Origin of the sequence: Micromonospora sp. CPCC 205561 (assembly GCF_036906775.1) — a bacterium.
Lineage (GTDB): Bacteria > Actinomycetota > Actinomycetes > Mycobacteriales > Micromonosporaceae > Micromonospora.
In genome coordinates this window covers 151,193-169,184 of sequence record NZ_JBAKHV010000005.1, presented here as the reverse complement: position 1 = coordinate 169,184, position 17,992 = coordinate 151,193, and the positions used below count along the sequence as shown (strand labels likewise).

The 17,992-nt window shown below is 74.1% G+C and carries 22 protein-coding genes and 1 tRNA gene; 12 read left to right on the top strand and 11 right to left on the bottom strand.

The window, feature by feature from the left end; genetic code table 11:
- Window positions 1–62 precede the first annotated feature (62 nt).
- Window positions 63–136: transfer RNA gene (locus tag V6V16_RS05920), tRNA-Gly, on the top strand.
- A gap of 175 nt (window positions 137–311) precedes the next feature.
- On the opposite strand, the gene V6V16_RS05915 is transcribed toward V6V16_RS05920, so the two are convergent.
- The 6 genes from V6V16_RS05915 to V6V16_RS05890 form a co-directional block, all read right to left on the bottom strand.
- Window positions 312–1,256, bottom strand: coding sequence for a hypothetical protein (locus tag V6V16_RS05915; protein ID WP_334560173.1), 945 nt, complete (start codon window positions 1,254–1,256; stop codon window positions 312–314).
- 109 nt (window positions 1,257–1,365) lie between these two features.
- Entirely contained in the window at window positions 1,366–1,911 is a 546-nt protein-coding gene (locus V6V16_RS05910) for a hypothetical protein (protein WP_334560171.1), read from the bottom strand.
- 71 nt (window positions 1,912–1,982) lie between these two features.
- Window positions 1,983–2,525: a hypothetical protein gene (locus V6V16_RS05905; RefSeq protein ID WP_334560169.1), complete on the bottom strand. Its 543-nt coding sequence runs from the start codon at window positions 2,523–2,525 to the stop codon at window positions 1,983–1,985.
- A 103-nt stretch (window positions 2,526–2,628) separates the two neighbouring features.
- Window positions 2,629–3,150: a nucleotidyltransferase domain-containing protein gene (locus V6V16_RS05900; protein ID WP_334560167.1), complete on the bottom strand. Its 522-nt coding sequence runs from the start codon at window positions 3,148–3,150 to the stop codon at window positions 2,629–2,631.
- A 233-nt stretch (window positions 3,151–3,383) separates the two neighbouring features.
- Window positions 3,384–4,481 carry a hypothetical protein gene (locus tag V6V16_RS05895; RefSeq protein ID WP_334560166.1) on the bottom strand — a complete coding sequence of 366 codons (1,098 nt, stop codon included), beginning with the start codon at window positions 4,479–4,481 and terminating at the stop codon, window positions 3,384–3,386.
- A gap of 142 nt (window positions 4,482–4,623) precedes the next feature.
- Entirely contained in the window at window positions 4,624–4,944 is a 321-nt protein-coding gene (locus tag V6V16_RS05890) for a PadR family transcriptional regulator (protein WP_334560212.1), read from the bottom strand.
- Between the two features lie 92 nt (window positions 4,945–5,036).
- On the opposite strand from V6V16_RS05890, the gene V6V16_RS05885 reads away from it, so the two are divergent.
- Complete coding sequence (locus tag V6V16_RS05885) at window positions 5,037–5,924, top strand: LLM class flavin-dependent oxidoreductase (protein WP_334560164.1); 888 nt, start codon at window positions 5,037–5,039, stop codon at window positions 5,922–5,924.
- Window positions 5,925–5,984: 60 nt separating this feature from the next.
- On the opposite strand, the gene V6V16_RS05880 is transcribed toward V6V16_RS05885, so the two are convergent.
- On the bottom strand, window positions 5,985–6,416 hold the full coding sequence (locus tag V6V16_RS05880) for an ASCH domain-containing protein (RefSeq protein WP_334560163.1): 432 nt from the start codon (window positions 6,414–6,416) through the stop codon (window positions 5,985–5,987).
- Between the two features lie 104 nt (window positions 6,417–6,520).
- On the opposite strand from V6V16_RS05880, the gene V6V16_RS05875 reads away from it, so the two are divergent.
- Entirely contained in the window at window positions 6,521–7,057 is a 537-nt protein-coding gene (locus tag V6V16_RS05875; protein ID WP_334560161.1) for an alpha/beta hydrolase, read from the top strand.
- On the opposite strand, the gene V6V16_RS05870 is transcribed toward V6V16_RS05875, so the two are convergent.
- Window positions 7,045–8,106 (bottom strand): hypothetical protein, encoded by a 1,062-nt coding sequence (locus V6V16_RS05870; RefSeq protein WP_334560159.1) that lies wholly within the window; start codon window positions 8,104–8,106, stop codon window positions 7,045–7,047. The genes V6V16_RS05875 and V6V16_RS05870 overlap by 13 nt on opposite strands.
- Window positions 8,107–8,140: 34 nt before the next feature.
- Window positions 8,141–8,692, bottom strand: a complete 552-nt coding sequence (locus V6V16_RS05865) for a phosphoribosyltransferase (protein WP_334560157.1) — start codon at window positions 8,690–8,692, stop codon at window positions 8,141–8,143.
- Between the two features lie 197 nt (window positions 8,693–8,889).
- Between V6V16_RS05865 and V6V16_RS05860 the strand changes: the two genes are divergently transcribed.
- The 5 genes from V6V16_RS05860 (at window position 8,890) to V6V16_RS05840 (ending at window position 13,818) form a co-directional block, all read left to right on the top strand.
- The gene (locus V6V16_RS05860) at window positions 8,890–9,525 is read left to right on the top strand and encodes a septal ring lytic transglycosylase RlpA family protein (RefSeq protein WP_334560155.1); all 636 of its coding nucleotides are present in this window, start codon (window positions 8,890–8,892) and stop codon (window positions 9,523–9,525) included.
- Window positions 9,526–9,622: 97 nt separating this feature from the next.
- Window positions 9,623–10,750 carry a PP2C family protein-serine/threonine phosphatase gene (locus tag V6V16_RS05855; protein ID WP_334560154.1) on the top strand — a complete coding sequence of 376 codons (1,128 nt, stop codon included), beginning with the start codon at window positions 9,623–9,625 and terminating at the stop codon, window positions 10,748–10,750.
- Between the two features lie 164 nt (window positions 10,751–10,914).
- Complete coding sequence (locus V6V16_RS05850) at window positions 10,915–12,771, top strand: acyl-CoA dehydrogenase (RefSeq protein WP_334560153.1); 1,857 nt, start codon at window positions 10,915–10,917, stop codon at window positions 12,769–12,771.
- A gap of 300 nt (window positions 12,772–13,071) precedes the next feature.
- Window positions 13,072–13,389: a hypothetical protein gene (locus tag V6V16_RS05845; RefSeq protein WP_334560151.1), complete on the top strand. Its 318-nt coding sequence runs from the start codon at window positions 13,072–13,074 to the stop codon at window positions 13,387–13,389.
- Between the two features lie 159 nt (window positions 13,390–13,548).
- Window positions 13,549–13,818: a DUF6458 family protein gene (locus V6V16_RS05840; protein WP_013730795.1), complete on the top strand. Its 270-nt coding sequence runs from the start codon at window positions 13,549–13,551 to the stop codon at window positions 13,816–13,818.
- Window positions 13,819–13,915: 97 nt separating this feature from the next.
- Here V6V16_RS05840 and V6V16_RS05835 read toward each other — a convergent pair whose 3' ends face one another.
- Complete coding sequence (locus V6V16_RS05835; RefSeq protein ID WP_334560150.1) at window positions 13,916–14,452, bottom strand: SixA phosphatase family protein; 537 nt, start codon at window positions 14,450–14,452, stop codon at window positions 13,916–13,918.
- Window positions 14,453–14,568: 116 nt separating this feature from the next.
- On the opposite strand from V6V16_RS05835, the gene V6V16_RS05830 reads away from it, so the two are divergent.
- A complete protein-coding gene (locus V6V16_RS05830) occupies window positions 14,569–14,856 on the top strand; it encodes a DUF6458 family protein (RefSeq protein WP_334560147.1) in 288 nt (95 codons plus the stop codon).
- A gap of 151 nt (window positions 14,857–15,007) precedes the next feature.
- Here the strand turns inward: V6V16_RS05830 and trhA are convergent, their stop codons facing one another.
- A complete protein-coding gene (trhA, locus tag V6V16_RS05825) occupies window positions 15,008–15,682 on the bottom strand; it encodes a PAQR family membrane homeostasis protein TrhA (RefSeq protein WP_334560145.1) in 675 nt (224 codons plus the stop codon).
- A 108-nt stretch (window positions 15,683–15,790) separates the two neighbouring features.
- On the opposite strand from trhA, the gene V6V16_RS05820 reads away from it, so the two are divergent.
- The 3 genes from V6V16_RS05820 to V6V16_RS05810 are packed head-to-tail and all read left to right on the top strand — an operon-like array spanning window position 15,791 to window position 17,989.
- Window positions 15,791–16,402 carry a 5-oxoprolinase subunit B family protein gene (locus tag V6V16_RS05820; protein WP_334560143.1) on the top strand — a complete coding sequence of 204 codons (612 nt, stop codon included), beginning with the start codon at window positions 15,791–15,793 and terminating at the stop codon, window positions 16,400–16,402.
- Window positions 16,300–17,256 (top strand): biotin-dependent carboxyltransferase family protein, encoded by a 957-nt coding sequence (locus tag V6V16_RS05815; RefSeq protein ID WP_442934038.1) that lies wholly within the window; start codon window positions 16,300–16,302, stop codon window positions 17,254–17,256. Before V6V16_RS05820 ends, V6V16_RS05815 begins: the two co-directional genes overlap by 103 nt.
- Window positions 17,240–17,989 carry a LamB/YcsF family protein gene (locus V6V16_RS05810; protein WP_334560140.1) on the top strand — a complete coding sequence of 250 codons (750 nt, stop codon included), beginning with the start codon at window positions 17,240–17,242 and terminating at the stop codon, window positions 17,987–17,989. Before V6V16_RS05815 ends, V6V16_RS05810 begins: the two co-directional genes overlap by 17 nt.
- The last annotated feature ends 3 nt before the right edge of the window (window positions 17,990–17,992 follow it).

Here is a 17,992-nt window from a genome sequence, read left to right as displayed (position 1 = left end):
GGTGGCGTCGGAGGGGTACCTGGGTGCACCGACGTGACGACTCAGGTACAGTGATGCCGCCTGCGGGTGTAGTTCAATGGCAGAACATCAGCTTCCCAAGCTGACAGTGCGGGTTCGATTCCCGTCACCCGCTCCACGTGCGAAGGCCCTGGTCAGGACGCGAGTCCTCGCCAGGGCCTTCGACTTTTTTCGGAGCAGGGACGATGCCGAGTGCCGCGAAGCTCCGGTCGGAGGAGGCGGCTCTGCCTGCGAGGTCGAGCCGGGACGAGGGCAGTCGCCGAAATGCGCTCGGTCGGTGGCAGGTGGCTGGGTCAGCGGCTGTCGGATGCCCTGTTGAGTGGCGATGTCGGAAACCAGGAGCGCAGAGTGCTGGGCCGGTTGCCGAGTCGGCGCTGACGCCGTGCGTAGCTGACCAGCAGGACCAGCACGAGTGCCGACGTGGCGAGGCCGCCGACGAGCACCGCGCCGCTGCCGTCCCCGTCCGACGTGGGGTTGGTGGCGCCCGGGAGGGTGAAGGTCACGCGGGCGGTGGCGTTGCGTCTGGTCCAGCCGCTGGCGAGCTTCAGCTCGGCGGTCCAGGGACCGTTGGGTAGGTGCTGGCCGACCGGGACTGCGAGGTTGGTGGTGGCGCCGATGGCGAGGGTGGGGGCATCGACCTTGAACGGTCCGGTGCCGAGCCCGTCCGGCCCGTCGGTCAGGGAGAGTGTGCCGTCGAGGTCGAGGGCGCGTTTACCTGTGTTGGCCACCTGGGCGGTGAGGAGGGCGGTGCCGTCCGGGGCGCGGGTGCCGGCAATGCCGCTGATGGTGAAGTCGGAGGGAGGCTCGCCCCCGGGACCGACGGACAGGTAGACACGAACTCCCACGCGGTTGACGGCGCGAATGGGCCCCTCGGAGCGTGGGGCGACGCTTTCGGCCCAGATCACCGCGTACCGCTCCCCGGCGGAGGCGTCCTTGGGTACGCGGATGGTGGCCCAGGCGGTCGTCTCAAGGTCAGGTTTGAGGTCGAGGTGGTCGCGGTCGAGGGTGATCCAGCTCGACAGCTCGTTGGCCGTACGGTCGGGGGCGACGGTCCACTCGTCCTTCTCGACGGCGGCGGCGGCCGGGTACACGGCCACGTCCTGCCTCAGCTGGCTCGGGTTGGCCACGACGATCCGGCGCCTGATCGTCGTGCCGGGGTTGACGTGGTCGACGACGTACTGGTGGGCGCGGGCGTCGTCGCGGCGGCTGACCGGTGCGTCGAGGAGCCGGATGCCCACACCGGTCTCCGGCGCCGGGGGTGGAGGGGTCGGTGACGCGCTGACGGCGGGGGCCCCCGCCAGCACCAGTGTGGTGATGACGAGGGCGAGTGCCGGTGCGGCCTGCCGGTCACGACACAGAATGGGTCACCGTCCCGGTGTAGAGACCCCCGACCGCGTCGGAGGGAATGCTGAGGATGAGTCTCGGGGTCCAGGTGACGGTGTTGTTGCCGGAGCCGGAGGTCTTGGAGAAGGCGACGCGTGGCTGGTTGAGGGTGATCGCCTGCTCCTGGGTGGGTTGGCCGGGCACGAAGGTGCCGGTGCCGGTGCTGGATGTGGCGGGACCGGACCAGTATTCCGCCAGCTGCGACTGGATGATCTCGGTCGGCTCGCCGGTGCCCGTGGCGAAGTCGCTGGCGACGACGGAGGCGACCCAGGTGGCGCTCGCCGCGGCCCGGTCGTCGCGAACGGTCACGGGACCGATGGGGCCTCTCAGTTCCTGCCCGGGAAAGGCGGAGCCGAGGTTGACCGACGTCGGTGCCTCGATGTTGAGGTTGGCGGTCGCGACGGTGAACGTGACCTGGGTGTCGGTTGAGGGCTGCGCGGCCGCCGGTGCCGCGATGCCGAGGATCGCTGCGACGGGGAGGCACAGCACGAGTGCCGAGGTTCTCTTCATGTACCGGTTATAGCAGCCGAAATGGGACGAGACAGGGCAAACCTCAGCCAGGCGTCAGCTCGGGCGGTGTGTCAGGAGACCGAGTGCGTCACGGTGCCACGGTAGAGACCGGAAACCGCCGTTGCCGGGAGATTGAGCACCAGGCCCGGGCTCCACGTGACCCGGTTGTTCGCGTTGCCCGAGGTCTTGCGGAAGGCGACGCGGGGTGCGGCGAGCGTCTGAGCCTGCGGCCGGGTCGGCTGCCCGGGGATCAGGTTGCCCCCGCCGGTGGAGCGGATGGCCGGCCCTGACCAGTAGGAGAGCTGGCTCGCCGGAATCGTGGCCGTCGACGTGCCGGTGCCGGTGGTGAAAGCCGTCGACGTGACAGTCGCCGTCCACGTGTTCGGGTTGACCGGCCGGCTGTCGCGAACCGTGACGGCAGTCAGCTGTCTGCTGGGGGTCGCCCCCGGCCGACCACCCCCGAGGCTCACCGATGCCGAGGCCGATACCTCCAACCCGGTCTCCAGGGCCCGCGCGATGACGAACGAGGCGCCGACCGCGGGTGCCGACCGCACGACTGCGGCACCGGTCACCAGCACGAGGGAAAGCCCCATCAAAACCACCAAACGCCTCATACCGACAGTATATGCAGTTACAGGGCCGGGACCGATCCGGCCCGGCCCTGTCGCCGCCTCCCATCCGCTCGCATGTCGTGGCTCAAGGGATGAAGCCGTCGGCTCAGGCCTTCGGGTCGTCGCCGGTCGCCGGGGACGTGGCGAGGCGGTGCAGCCAGGCCAGGTCGGCGCGGTCGACGTCGCGCGGCTGGTAGCCACTGTGGAACACGAGCTGCTGCGCCACCGAGATGCAGTCGACCCGGCGACCGGCGATCGACCCGATGGTGAAGCAGTCCTTCGGCCAGCGGAAGCTGCCGCCGTCGGGGCCGGCCTGGTGGCCGTCGCCGGCCTGGTCGAACGTCAACGGGTGCAGGTCGACCCGGCCCCGCCCGGCGGCGACGACCTCCACGCGGATCGGCCGCCAGTCGGTCTCGACCAGGTAGCCGAGCCGGCCGAGGGCCCGTAGCGCCGCGGCTTCGTGTTCGACGGCGATGGCCAGGTCCAGGTCGCGGTGCGTACGGGTCTGGTGCCCGACGAGGGCGTCGACCCCCCATCCGCCGCCGATCCATGCCCTGCACCCGGCGGCGGCCAGCGCGGCCAGGACGGCGTGGACCTCGTCGGCTTCCATGCCGGCAGAGTCGGTCATGGCCACCGTTCTAGCCCCCGCGGGCGCCCGGAGCCACCCGATATCGGTCGCCTGGGCCGCGAGCGAGGCACCGAACGCGCGGGGTCCGTGCTCGGGCGGATCCACTCGCCGGGCTCCCCGGAGTTCGCCGGGCCGTGGCGGCCGGCCCGGCACACGGTCCACATCCCGAGGTTTACGACGGCGGGATCGTCGACACCGACGCCCGGCGACGTCGGCGCGTCGCTCCGGGCCGGTCAACCGGTGGTGGGCAGCGGGTCGGGGCCGCGCCGGGGGGCGGCGGCCAGCGCCAGCCCCAGCAGCGCGGTCGCCGCGCCCACCACGAACAGCAGCGAGGCCGCCGGCTGGCCGAGCCACTCCCACAGCGGGTGCCACGTCGGGTGCGGTTCGTCGAGGTGGTGCCGGAGTAGGGGCGGGACGGTCAGCAGGACGGGCGTCCACCAGAGGAAGAGGGTGATCGCGAACAGGACGCCGACCGCCCCCCGGGCCGGGTGCGCCGCCTCGGTGCGCCGGCTGGCCCAGCCGAAGACCAGCCAGCCGATCCCCGCGCCGAGCAGGCCGCCGGCGATGCCGGCCGGCAGCACGGCCGGCGGAGTGGTCCGGCTCAGGGCCAGCGAGAGGTGACTGCCGTCGACGGGCGGCGGGGAGGTGACGTGGAGTTCGAGGACGGTGTCGCCGCGCCGGGCGAGCAGGGTGGTGCCGATGCTGGTGACGGGCGTGGCGCACGTCTTCTCGGGGCAGCTGGGGGTGCTGTCGGAAAGCGGCTCGTACACCTGCCAACCGGTCTCGTGCAGGCGACGCCGCGCCAGCGCGAGGGTCTCGCCGGCGGGCATCCGGGGTGTGCCGGCCGCGACGGCGACGACGGAGCTGCGCTGGTACTCGCCGCCGTCACCGAGGAGCACGTTTTCGAGCGACCGCACGGTGAGCGGCTGGCTGTAGAAGGTGAAGAGCGCGGGCGCCGGGTCGACGTCACCAAGGTCGTGGCCGGGCAGCACGGCGGCGAAGACGCCGGCCGTCTCGGCCCGTCCGGGCTGCGGTGGGCTGGTCTCCCAGGCGGCCCGGGTGGCGAGGGCGGCCGTGAACAGCCCGCAGATGACGGCGGCGAGGGTGGCCCACACCCCGACGGTCCGGCTGGCCGGTCGTCCCAGCCGGCAGCGCAGGCCGTGCCGGATCAGGTTGGCGGCCTCGCGGACGGTGGGGCGGGTGCGGCCGGGCGGTGCCGCGTCCAGCAGGACGCCGACCATCTCGTCGGCCCGGGCCCGCCGGTAGTCGCGGGGGTGGCAGAGCAGCAGCCGCCGGTAGCGGCGGGCGAGCGGGTCGCCGGTCGGCGGCATGGCCGTTCCTTCCGATCGGTACGCACCGGCGGGGCGGTGCGGCTGGGGTGTGCGGGTGGTGCGGGCCCGGGCCGACGTGCGACCCGGGGCGGCGCGGGTGGGGTAGCCGGGCGGGCGCGGGCTGGCGGGTGAGCGGTGGCGGTCAGGCGGTGCCGGGGCGCAGGGCGCGCAGCCGGGTCTCGGCGGCGGTGGTGAGCTGGCGCAGCCGGGTGGTCTCGGCGTCGAGGGCCGCGATGCCCTCGGGGGTGAGGCGGTAGTAGCGCCGGAGCCGGCCGTCGACGGTCTCCTCGCGGTCGGGCGCGACGAGCCCCTGCGCGTGCAGCCGGTCGAGCGCCGCGTAGAGGGTGCCCGGCAGCAGCGTGACGCGCCGGGCGGAGAGGGCGGTGACCTCCTGGATGACGCCGTAGCCGTGCCGTGGGCCGCCGGCGAGCGCGGTGAGGATCAGGAACGTCGGCTCACGCATCGCGGTCACGGGCGTCAAGATAGTCAGATGATCGATATATGGTCAAGGGCCCGCGCAGCGGACGGCCGCAGGGTGCGTCGGCGGTTAGGCTGGTGATCATGCGGATTGGCATCGTGATCCTTCCCGACCAGCGCTGGTCCGAGTCGCGGCGACGCTGGCGGCAGGCGGAGGAGTGGGGCTTCGACCACGCCTGGACGTACGACCACCTGGGCTGGCGGGACCTCGTCGATGGGCCCTGGTTCGACTCGGTGAGCACGCTGACCGCCGCCGCGACGGTGACCTCCCGCATCCGGCTCGGCACGCTGGTCGCCTCGCCGAACTTCCGTCATCCGGCGGCGTTCGCCCGGCAGGTCACCGCGCTCGACGACGTCTCCGGCGGGCGGCTGCTGCTGGGCCTCGGCGCCGGCGGGATCGGTTTCGACTCGGCCGTGCTCGGTGGCGAGACGCTGCCGCCGCGCCAGCGCGTGGACCGGTTGGCGGAGTTCACCGAGCTGCTCGACCTGATCCTCCGCGAGGACGGCACGACCTGGCGGGGGGAGTGGTTCACCGCCGTGGACGCGCGGAGCAACCCGGGCTGCGTCCAGACGCCCCGGGTGCCGTTCGTGATGGCCGCCAACGGGCCCCGGTCGATGCGCCTGGTGGCGCGGTTCGGGCAGGGCTGGGTCACCACCGGTCCCGGCGGGGACGACCTGGAGAGCTGGTGGGGTGGGGTCGCCGAGGTCTCCGCCCGGATGGACGAGACGCTCGCCGCGGCCGGCCGGGACCCGGGCACCCTTCCGCGCTACCTCTCGCTCGACTCCGCGCCGGTCTTCTCGCTGCGCAGCGCCGGGTTCTTCACCGAGCAGGTCGGCCGGGCCGCCGCCCTCGGCTTCACCGACGTGATCACACACTGGCCCCGGGCCAGCAGCTGGTACGCCGGCGACGAGGCCGTCCTGGCGGACGTGGCCACCCGCCTGCTGCCCGAGCTGCGTCGGGCCTGACCGCCCCGTCGACCGGACGCCGGGCGCTCGGGCCGCGGAGACGCCTCGGGCCCGGCGTCGTCAGGTGCCGAGGTCCCCGGTGGCGATCCCGCCGTCGCCGGCGGAGACCAGCCGGAACCGGATGCAGACGACCTCGCTGTCGGCGGTGACGGGGGTGCCCACCCGCGCCCAGTAGGCGGCGTGCCCCTCACGCCACTCCTCGATGGAGCGGTCGCCCTCCCCCTCGGAGCGGGCGAACTCCCACGGCACCTCGGCGAAGCGGACCACCTCGACACCCGTGACCTGCACGACGCCGACCAGCGCGTCCGCGTCGTCGACGAGGACCAGCCGCTCGCCGACCCGCTCCAACTCCTCGCCCTCCCCGGCGTACTCGGTGAGCAGCCCGGCGGTCGCGGTCTTCACCCCGGCGAGCACCAGGGTGTTCAGCCGGGCCCGCAGCTCGCCGGGGGTGCCGAGGGCGAGGGTGCGCAGTCCACCGATCCGAGGCCACATCCTGCCGACGCTACCGCCGCCGCAGATCGCCCGTCGCGGCATTTCCGCCCCCACGCTCGGTGCCGATGGGGCTACGGTGGGTCGGGCGACGATCGGGAGGCGGCATGGCGGGGCGACGGGCGGTGCTCATTCCGGGCCGGGGTTACGACACGCGGTTCCCGCTGTTCGTCTACGCCGGCGAGGCGCTGCGCCGGGTGGGTTACTCCCTGCACGGCATCTCCTGGGAGGTGCCGGAGCGCTTCGACCCCGACCGGGAGGGGCCGGGCCCGACCATCGACTGGGTGATCGGGCAGGTCGCCCCGACCCTCGCGGAGCCGACGCACCTGCTGGTCGGCAAGTCGCTCGGCTCGATGGCCACGCCGCTCGCCGCCGACCGTGGGCTGCCGTCCGTCTGGCTCACCCCGCTGCTGCAACTGCCGGCGGTGGTCGACGGGCTGCGCCGCGCCACCGCGCCGGTCCTGCTGGTGGGCGGCACCGCCGACCCGTCCTGGGACGGCTCGGTCGCCCGCCGGCTCACCCCGCACGTGGTGGAGGTCGACCAGGCCGACCACGCGCTGATGGTGCCGGGGCCGCTTGCCCGCTCCGCCGAGGCGCTCGGCCGGGTCTGCACCGCGGTGGAGGAGTTCGTTCAGATCAGCTGACCGGCGTAGCCGGCCGCGGCGAGCACCCGGTCGTCGCCGCTGGCCGCGTGCGCCTCCAGGACCGCGTCGGCCAGCTTCACCACGTGGGCGTCCCCGTGCCGGGCGGCGCGGGCGAAGACCTCCGCCGGGTCACCGGCGGCAACCGCGGGCGGTGCGGCCGGCCGCACCGGGGCGTACATCGCGGTCACGGCCGCCGTCGCGGACCAGGCCGCGGCGACGCTCGGCGCCCAGAGCGCCGGGTCGAGAGCCGGCAGGGTACGCAGCACGGCCGTCGGTGCGGTCACCGCGTGCACCAGCATCACCGGCTCGGCGTGCCCGAAGCGCAGGTAGTCCAGGCTCGCGCCGTGCACCAGCGCGGCCAGGTCCCACCCGGCCCCGGCCGGGGTGGACGCCGGAGGCAGGGCCGCCAGCGCGGCCGGCCAGTCCGGCAGGGCCGGCAGCCGCCCCAGTCGGTCCCGGATGCCCCCGCTGCGGTCGGCGATGCGGGGCAGCCCGGCCAGGGCGGACGCGACGCGCGGATCGCCGTCCCCGGGCGCGCCCGTGGGCGTCGCCGCCCGTCCGGCACCGGTCGACGGGTCGGCCCCGGGGACCGGCTGCCACCGGGCGGCCCAGTAGCCGAGGGCCTGGCCCAGCTCGGCGAGGCGCTCGGGGCTCTCCCGCGCCTCCCGCAGGGCGCGCACGGCGTGCCCGACCCGGATGACGCCGTGCGTGGCTCCGGCGGCGATCCCGGGCAGCAGCCGGGGCCACCAGGTGCCGAGCACCTCCCGCCAGGGGCGCTCGCGCAGTTCCCGGTCGAAGTGGGCCAGCCAGTCCCCGGCCCGCTTCGGGTCGCCGAGGGCCTCGCGCCAGTCCTCGACGGGGCGCAGGCCGCGCGGCAGCTCGTCCAGCCGCCCCAGGTACGCGTCCAGCCAGCGGTGCACCGCCCGGCCGTGGCCGTGCCGGACCAGCGCCTCCACGGCCATCGGCCCGTGGTTGGAGAGCCAGCCCTCGTACTCGGGCCCGGTGCGGTGCAGTCGTCGGTACGCCTCGTCCAGGATCTCCTCGCCCATGGCGACGATCGTCGGACCTCAACCGAGGTTGAGGTCAACCCGTGAGCTCCGCGCCGTCCACGAGCCCCCGTACGCGCAGTTCGGCGGCGACCGCCGGCGGGCAGTCCAGCACCACGGTGGCGGTGCCGACCGGTTCCGCCCCCCGCGCGGCGCAGATCTCGTAGAGCGCGCGGACCTGCGCCCCGGTGGCGACCCAGTCGTCCACCACCAGCACCCGGTCGCCGGGGCCGAGACCGTGCTCCCGGACGGCCAGGTCCACCCGTCGGCCCCGGAAGTCGGCCGGGCTCCGCGCCCAGGTCAGCGGCCCGGCGGGCAGCCGGCCGTCGCCCGGCTTGTGTGCCGGCACGAAGCCGACCCCGAGCGCCGTCGCGGCCAGCGGACCGAGCAGGTATCCCGTGACCGCGGGCGAGACGACCACCGTCGGCCGGGCGGCCCGGAACGGCTCCACCAGGGCCGGCCCCAGGCGGGCGAGGACCACCGGGTCCCGCCACCAGCCGGTGACGTCGCTGACCAGGTGACTGGCGGCCGGGCCGGGGTCGATCCACCGGACCAGTTCGGCGAGGCGTCCGCTCAGCTCGGAGGGCATGGGCACCATCCTGCGCCACCGGGGGCGGGACGGGTGGCCCGCCCCGGACCCGGGCCGCGCGGCCCACCCGGGGTCGGATGATCGGCCACACGTATGCCTCTAATTCCGGCGATACCACCATGATCACGTTGACTTCGGAAGTGCTTCTCTCGTTACGGTCCGACCCGGTTTGTTGAGCTCACGAAAGGACCGGACCGGTGGCTGGCAGGCACTCCCGTCCCCGCATCTTCTCCTCGCCGGCCGGCATCGCGGCCACCGCCGCGGTCGGGGTCGCCCTCGCCGTCGGCGGCACCGTCGGCGCCGTCCAGCTGACCTCGGACGCGCGGCCCGCCCCGCCGCCGGTCGCCGCCGACCTCCCGCCCACCGGCGTGCCGAGCGTCGCTCCCTCCGGCTCGCCGGCCGCCTCGCCGAGCGCCAGCGCGTCGCCGAGCGCGACCGCCAGCCCGAAGGCCGCCCGGTCCACCCAGGCCCCCTCGCGCGGCAAGCCGCGTACCGCCGCGCCGAAGCCCAGCGCGGCGAAGAAGAAGAGCAGCACCGCCCGCCCGGTCGTGGAGAGCGGCTCGTGCGGCGCGTCGTTCTACTCCGAGGGGCAGCTCACCGCCAACGGCGAGCACTTCGACCCGTCGCAGCTGACCGCCGCGCACAGGACCCTGCCGTTCGACACGAGGGTCCGGGTCACCAACCCGTCCACCGGCAGGTCCGTGACGGTACGCGTCAACGACCGCGGACCGTTCGTCGACGGGCGCTGCCTCGACCTCTCCCGGGCCGCGTTCGCCGAGATCGCCCCGCTCGACGCCGGCCACGTCGAGGTCCGCTACGAGGTGCTGGGCTGAGCCCCGCACCGGGCGATCGGCCGGCGGCGCGAGCCGCGCGGGCAGAACATCCTCGAATGACGGGCCAGGTTCATTCACCCGCTCACGTCGATCAGGCATGCTGTCCCTCGTACGCACGCGACCCTTCCAGTCGGGCCCCGGCCCGCTGAGTCCCGGATCCCGCGCCGGCCTCGGCGCGGCCCTCGCCCTGCTCGCGATCGTCTCGGCGGTGGAGCTCGCCGACGGCCGTCCGGCGAACTACATCGCGCTCATGGTGGCCGCGCCCTTCCTGGCCGCGGCGCTGGCGTCCTGGCGGATCACGCTCGGCGTGGGCGTCGCCGCCACGGCCCTCGGGATCGGGTTCGCCCTGGGCGCCGACACCATGGCGCTCCCCACCGCGGTCGCCGTCGCCTGCATCGTGCTGGGCACCGCGATCGCGGTCGCCACGGCGGCCGTGCGGCAGCGCCAGGCCCAGCAGATCGTCGAGTTGTCCCGGTTGGCCTCGGTCGCCCAGCAGGCCGTGCTCCGCCCGCTCGGGCCGCAGGTCGGAACGCTCTCGGTCGCCGCCCGGTACATCTCCTCCACGGCCACGGCCGAGATCGGCGGCGACCTCTACGAGGCGGTCGACACCCCGTACGGGGTGCGCATGATCATCGGTGACGTGCGGGGCAAGGGGCTGGACGCGGTGCGGTTGGCCAGCATCGTGCTCGGCTCCTACCGGCACGTCGCGTACGAGCGGGCCGACCTGCGGGCCATCGTGGCCGACCTGGACCGGGCGGTGGCCCGGAGCGTGGGCGACGAGGACTTCGTCACGGCGGCGCTGGTCGAGGAGCGGGGCGGGACGCTCACCATCGTCAACTGCGGCCACCCGCCGCCGCTGCTGCTGCGCCGGGGCGCCGTCATCCCGCTCGAACCGCCGGCCCCCGCCCCGCCGCTGGGCTTCATGCCGGCGGTCCGCCCCCGCGTCGAGCGGCTGGAACCCGGCGACCGGCTGCTGCTCTTCACCGACGGGCTCGGTGAGGCCCGCCGGGACGGGGAGTTCTTCCCGACCGCCGACCGGGCCTGGCGGCTGCTCGGCCACGGCACGGTCGCCGACGGGCTCGCCTCGCTGGAGACCGCCCTGGTCGAGTGGGTGCACGGCCGGCTCGACGACGACATCGCCCTGGTCCTGATGGAGTACACGGGCTCGCGCGGGGTGGCCACGGCGGCCGTGCCGAGCTGGGAGGTCGGCGCGGCCGAGGGCTGAGCCGGCCCCCGCGGCGTGCCGGGTCACGGCGGGCCGTTCCGCAACCCGAACGGCAGGTGTGTAATCGCCGTCACTTCCGAGATCGGGTTGTCGCTGCCTACCCATCGGTAATACAGTCGGGGTTACTGATCGGTAACACCTGTCCGGAAGCGGGGCCAGCGAGCATGACCCACTACAAGAGCAACCTTCGGGACCTCGAGTTCAACCTCTTCGAGGTCTTCGGGGCGGACCAGGCGTTCAGCCAGGACCCGTACTCGGAGCTGGACGTCGACACCGCGCGCGACATCCTCGCCGAGGTGGACCGCCTCGCCCGCGAGGACCTGGCCGCCAGCTACACGGACAGCGACCGCAACCCGCCGGTCTTCGACCCGGCCACGCACACCGCGCCGCTGCCGGAGTCGTTCAAGAAGTCGTACCGGGCGTTCATGAACTCCGAGTTCTGGCGGCTGGAGCTCCCGACTGAGCTGGACGGCAGCAACGCCCCGCGGGCACTCGTGTGGTCCCTCGCCGAGCTGATCCTCGGCGCCAACGCCGCCGTCTGGATGTACTCCTCCGGCCCGTCCTTCGCGCACGTGCTGCACGTCGAGGGCACCGAGCAGCAGAAGCGGTGGGCGAAGCTCTTCGCCGACAAGCAGTGGGGCTCGACGATGGTGCTCACCGAGCCGGACGCCGGCTCGGACGTGGGCGCCGGCCGCGCCCGGGCCGTCCAGCAGCCCGACGGCTCCTGGCACATCGAGGGCGTGAAGCGCTTCATCACCTCCGCCGAGCACGACCTGAGCGACAACATCATCCACTACGTGCTGGCGCGCCCGGTCGGCGTCGAGGGCGTGGGCGGCCCGGGCACCAAGGGCCTCTCCCTCTTCGTGGTGCCGAAGTACCACTTCGACGAGAACACCGGCGAGCTGGGCGAGCGCAACGGCGTCTTCGCCACCAACGTCGAGCACAAGATGGGCCTGAAGGTCTCCAACACCTGCGAGGTGACCTTCGGCGAGCACGGCGTACCGGCCAAGGGCTGGCTGCTCGGCGAGAAGCACGAGGGCATCCGCCAGATGTTCATGATCATCGAGAACGCGCGGATGATGGTCGGCACCAAGGCCATCGCCACCCTCTCGACCGGCTACCTGAACGCGCTGGAGTACGCCAAGAGCCGGGTGCAGGGCGCCGACCTGACCCAGATGGCGGACAAGACCGCCCCGCGCGTCACGATCACCCACCACCCGGACGTGCGCCGCTCGCTGATGTTGCAGAAGGCGTACGCCGAGGGCCTGCGCGCGCTGGTCTGCTACACCGCCACCTGGCAGGACAAGGTCGCCATCGCCGAGGCGGCCGGTGACGAGAAGGCGACCAAGCTCGCCAAGCGGGTCAACGACCTGCTCCTCCCGCTGGTCAAGGGCGTCGGCTCCGAGCGGGCGTACGAGCTGCTCGGTCACGAGTCGCTGCAGACCTTCGGCGGTTCCGGCTTCCTCCAGGACTACCCGCTGGAGCAGTACGTCCGGGACGCCAAGATCGACACCCTCTACGAGGGCACCACCGCGATCCAGAGCCTCGACCTCATCTTCCGGAAGATCGTCCGGGACAACGGCAAGGCGCTGATGGCGGTCGCCGGCGAGATCCAGGAGTTCATCGCCACCGAGGCCGGCAACGGCCAGCTCAAGGAGGAGCGGCAGGCGCTGGGCAAGGCGCTCGCCGAGATCCAGAACATGGTCGGCGTGCTGACCGGCTGGCTGGGCGAGGCGCAGGGCGGCGACTCCCGGGCGCTCTACAAGGTCGGCCTGAGCAGCCGGCGCTTCCTGCTGGCGATGGGCGACCTGGTCGTCGGCTGGCTGCTCCAGAAGCAGGCCGACGTGGCGCTGAAGGCGCTGGCCGGCGAGGTCTCCGCCGCCGACAAGGCGTTCTACACCGGCAAGGTGGCTGCCGCCCGCTTCTTCGCCCGCGAGGTGCTGCCCCGCATCGGCGCCGACCGGCGGATCATCGAGGGCACCGACCTGGACGTCATGGACCTCCCGGAGGAGGCATTCTGAGGCGGGCCGCGACACGAGGCGGCGCGGCCGGGGTGACCCGGCGCTGATCCGGCACGGGCGGCGACGTGGTCGGGGCGACCCGGCGCTGATCCGGCACGACGGCCGGGTGGGGTGACCCCCATCCGGCCGTCGTCGTCCGTGCTCCGGGGCCGTCGGTCGGCGCGCCGCCACCCGGCGCCGCGCTGTGCCGGGGGACTACCGTGGTCAGCCGGCGGACCTTCGACGGTGGGGGCTCAGTTGACTGGTATGTGCGTCTGTGACCGGGTGCTGGTCCGATTCTCTCCCGGTGACGACAAGAGCATGATCGACTCGTCCCGTACCACCGCCAATCTGCTCCAGCGGGTCGCTCTGGGGGACATGGTCCTGCTCCGGGCGGACTGCCCCCTGGAGCGGACCACGGCGATCTTCGAGTCGGAGACCCGCTACACGCTGCGGCACTACCTCGGCTGCCGGGTCTGCGACCGCACCATCCTCTACGGCCTCTGCGTCCGCGGGCTGCCGATCTACCGGCACGTCGACGCGGACGAGCCGGTCACCGTCAGGTGGGAACGGTCGGAGACCTTCGTCGACCACCTCGGCGGCATCGTCGACTGGTTCGAGCCCCGACGGGCCGGTTGACGCCGGCCGTGCCCGACGCCCGGCCCCGGGCGGCCGGCGGGACCGGCCCGCGGGACTATTCGCGGGCGCCATCCGGGTAGCCCCGCGACGTGGCGGGTAACCGTCGCGGAGCCACGTCAGAGAACGCCCAGAGCCACCGCACGGGGGAGTGCAGCGCACATGGGCATTGGTAGCGGAATCTTCCTGATCGCCATCGGCGCGATCCTCACCTTCGCCATCAGAGCCAACGTCTGGTGGGTCGACCTGCGGGCGGTCGGCTGGGTGTTCATCCTGGCCGGGCTGGGCGTACTGCTCACCACGCTCTGGTTCTGGCAGGACCGGCGCAAGCGGGCGCGGACCCTGATCGTCGAGGAGAACCGGCTCTCGCACCCGACCGCGATGATGCCGCCGCCGCCCGACCCGCCGCCGCCGACGGCACCGCCGTCCTGATCCGGGGCCGTCGCCGGCCCCGTTCACCGCCCGGTCCGGCGGTGTCCCCGACGCCACGAGCGGCCCCCGAGCCACCCGTCACGCACAGGCGGGTGGCTCAGTGGCGTGCGGTGTGCCGGTCGACGACCGGCGCCCGGCCCCGGTCGAACTCCGCCCAGTCGTCGGCGGACCGGTGCACCACCACGTCGGCGGTGCGCATCCCGTCCTGATCCGCCCGCTCCGGGTCGAGCAGGGCGGAGAGCAGCGAGACGCCCGGGTTGTGGGCGACCAGCAGCACCGTCCGCGCCGCCGGGTCCACGCCGCGCACCAGGGACAGCAGTTGCTCCGGGCTCGCGTCGTAGGCGTCCGCCTCGTAGCGCACGACGGGGGCGGGACCGGCCGAACCACCCTCCGGCGGCGAACCCGTCATCCCCATCGCCACGCCGTGCCAGGTCTCCCGGGTGCGCCGGGCGACCGAGCAGATCACCACGTCCGGCAGCAGGTCGTGCCTGGCGAGCCACGCGCCGGCCGCCGCGGCGTCGGCCCGCCCCCGGTCGGCCAGCGCACGGTGTACGTCCGGCGTCTCCCCGGGCTGCTCCGCCCTGGCGTGCCGGAGCAGCACCAGTGTCCTTGCCCGGGCGTGATCGTCCGTCATGTCCCCAGCTTGCCCGATTGGCGGTCGGAGCGCCGGGGTAAGTCGATGGATGCCGCACCCTCACCGATGGCCGCGGCGGAAGGAAACGCCAGGTAACAGCTGAGGAGGGCGACGACATGGGCTTTGGTGGCAGCATCTTCCTGATCGCGTTGGGTGCGATCTTCGCGTTCGCCGTGGAGGCGGATCTGGGCTGGCTCAACCTGGCCGTCGTCGGCTGGGTGCTGATGCTCGCCGGCGTGGCCGGCCTGCTGCTCACGCTCCACTTCTGGAACTCGCGCCGCCGGACCGTGGTCGCCGCCCCGGCGCGTGGGGACCGGGTGGTCACCGAGCGGGTGGTGCCGGTGCAGGGCGAGCCGGTCGTGCAGGAGTACCGCGAGGTGCGCCGGCCGGGCGGCACCGTCTGAGTTCGGCGTCAGCGTCTCTTCCGGGGGCTCCGCCACGCGGCGGGGCCCCCGGCGCGTGCCCCGGTGATCCGTCGCCGGGCTCCCGTAGAACCCCGGGCGGGACGTCCGGGGGCCGGGCCGGAGGACGACGCCGGGCGGCGCGCGCGACCGGTCAGGCGAAGAGCGCGAAGTAGATGGCGATGTGGTGGCTGAGCGCGGCCAGCAGCGTACAGGCGTGGAAGAACTCGTGGTGGCCGAAGACGGCGGGCCAGGGGTTGGGCCGGCGTAGCGCGTAGCAGACCGCTCCGACGCTGTAGATCGCGCCGCCCACGATGAGCAGTACCAGCGCGGTGACCCCGCCCTGGTGCAGGATGTCGGGCAGCATCGCGACCGAGACCCAGCCGAGCGCCAGGTAGAGCGGCGCGGAGACCCAGCGCGGGGCGTGCGGCCAGACCAGCTTGACGGCCACCCCGGCAAGGGCGCCGCCCCACACCAGCGACAGCATGACCGCGGCCGGCCGGGGTTGCAGCAGCAGTACGCAGAACGGCGTGTAGGTGCCGGCGATGAACACGAAGATCATCGAATGGTCCATCCGGCGCATGATCTGGAACCCGCGCTCGGTCCACACCCGCCGGTGGTAGAGCGCGCTGGTGCCGAAGAGCCCGCACACCGTCAGGCTGTAGATGACGCAGCTGACCAGGGGCGCCCAGCCGGGCCTGGTGGCGGCGACCGCGCTCAGCGCGACGCCGCCGACCGCGGCGACGAAGAACGCGTACGTGTGCAGCCAGCCGCGCATCCGGGGTTTACCGATGTCGACCGGCTTGAGTCGCGGTGCGGAGGTGGTCACGTCCAATAGGTTACGACACCGTAGGTTACTTGCAAGTAGTGCCCGTGGTCACGTGGGACGGCGCCCCGCCGGGCGGGACGCCGCGCGCCCGTCGGGAAGTATGGCGGAATGCGGACCAGACCGGTCGGGGCGCACGCCCTGCTGCTCGACTGTGACGACGCCGACCAGGTGGAGGGGTGGCGGGCGGAGCTGTGGCGGCGGCGCGAACGCGGCGAGCTGGCCGCCGTCGAGATAGTGCCGGCGGCCACCACCGTCTTGCTCGACGGGGTGCCCGACCCGGCGGCGACGGCCGCGCGGATCGCCGGCTGGACGCCCCGGCCCGCCGCCCCCCGCCGCGCCGCCGCCCTGGTCGAGGTCCCGGTGACGTACGACGGGGAGGACCTGCCCCGCGTCGCCGAGCACTGGGGCGTGGGCGTGCCGGCGGTGGTCGAACGGCTGCGGCGTACCCCGTTCCGGGTGGCCTTCTGCGGCTTCGCCCCCGGGTTCGCCTACCTCACCGGGCTCCCCGCCGAGCTGGCGGTGCCCCGGCTGCCCACCCCGCGTCCCCGGGTGCCGGCCGGCTCGGTCGCCCTGGCCGGCCCGTACGCCGGGATCTATCCCGCCGCGTCGCCCGGCGGTTGGCTGCTGGTCGGCCGCACCGACCTCGCCCTCTTCGACGTGCGCGCGGACCCGCCGGCCCGCCTCGCCCCCGGCACCCCGGTACGCCTGGCGGCCGCGTGAGGCGGGCGGTCGAGGTGCTCCGCGCCGGGGCGCTGACCACGGTCCAGGACCTTGGCCGGGCCGGCTGGGCACACCTCGGCGTACCCCGGTCGGGAGCGCTCGACCCGGCGGCGCTGCGGCTGGCCAACCGGCTCGTCGGCAACCCGGAGCCCGCCGCCGGCCTGGAGATCACGATGACCGGGTGCGAGCTGCGCTTCCCCCGCGCGGCGACGGTCGCGATCACCGGAGCCGACGCCGCCGTCCGGGTCGGCGACCGACCGGGGGACGTGGGCCGGCCGCTGTCCGTGCCGGCGGGCGCGGTGCTGCGGATCGGCCCGCCCCGGGCCGGCCTGCGCAACTGGCTCGCCGTCGGCGGCGGGATCGACGTCGAGCCGGTGCTCGGCAGCCGCGCCACCGACACCCTCTCCGGGCTGGGCCCGCCGCCGCTGCGCGACGGCGACCGGCTGCCCCTGGGCACACCCACCGGGCCACCCGCCCCGGTGGACCTCACCGTCGCGCCGCCCACCCCGGCCGAGCTGCGGCTGACCCTGCGGCTCGGCCCCCGCGACGACTGGTTCACCGCCGCCGCGCTCGACCTGCTCTTCGACGGCGCGTACGCGGTGAGCCCGGTCGGCAACCGGGTCGGCGCGCGACTCACCGGCGCGGCGCTGCCCCGCGCGGTCGCCGGGGAACTGCCCAGTGAGGGCATCGTGCTCGGCGCGGTGCAGGTCCCGGCGGACGGCCAGCCGCTGATCTTCCTCGCCGACCACCCGACCACCGGGGGATACCCCGTCGTCGGGGTGGTGGACGACGTGACCCCGCTCGCGCAGGCCCGCCCAGGCACTACGGTCAGGTTCCATGGACCTCAACGCTGACCTCGGCGAGGGTTTCGGCATCTGGCGGCTGGGCGACGACGCCGCGCTGCTGGACCTGGTCACCTCCGCCAACGTCGCCTGCGGCTTCCACGCCGGCGACGCGTCCACCATGCGCCGGGTCTGCGAGGGCGCCGCCGAACGCGGCGTCGCCGTGGGCGCGCAGGTCGGCTACCGCGACCTCGCCGGCTTCGGCCGGCGACACATCGCGTACGCCTTCGCGGAGCTGCGCGACGAGGTCACCTACCAGCTCGGCGCGCTGGAGGCGTTCTGCCGGCTGTCCCGCACCCGGGTCCGCTACCTCAAGCCGCACGGCGCGCTCTACCACGCCGCCTCCTGCGACGAGACCCAGGCGGCGGCGCTGGTCGCCGCGGTCGGCGACTACGACGACCAGCTGCCGCTGCTCTGCCCACCCGGCTCGGTGCTCGCCCAGCTCGCCACCGGGGCGGGGCTACGGGTCGTCGCCGAGGGTTTCGCCGACCGGGGCTACCTGCCCAACGGCGCCCTGGTCCCCCGCGGTGCCGCCGGCGCGCTGGTCACCGACCCGGAGGAGGTGGCCCTGCGGGCCGTCCGGATGGCCACCGAGCGGTGTGTGGTCGCGGTCGACGGCACCGTCGTGTCGTGCCCGGTCGAGTCGATCTGCCTGCACGGCGACACCCCCGGCGCGGTCCGCTGCGCCGAGCTGGTCCGCGCCGCCCTCATCGACGCCGGCGTGCCGCCCGCCCCCTTCGCCTGAGCC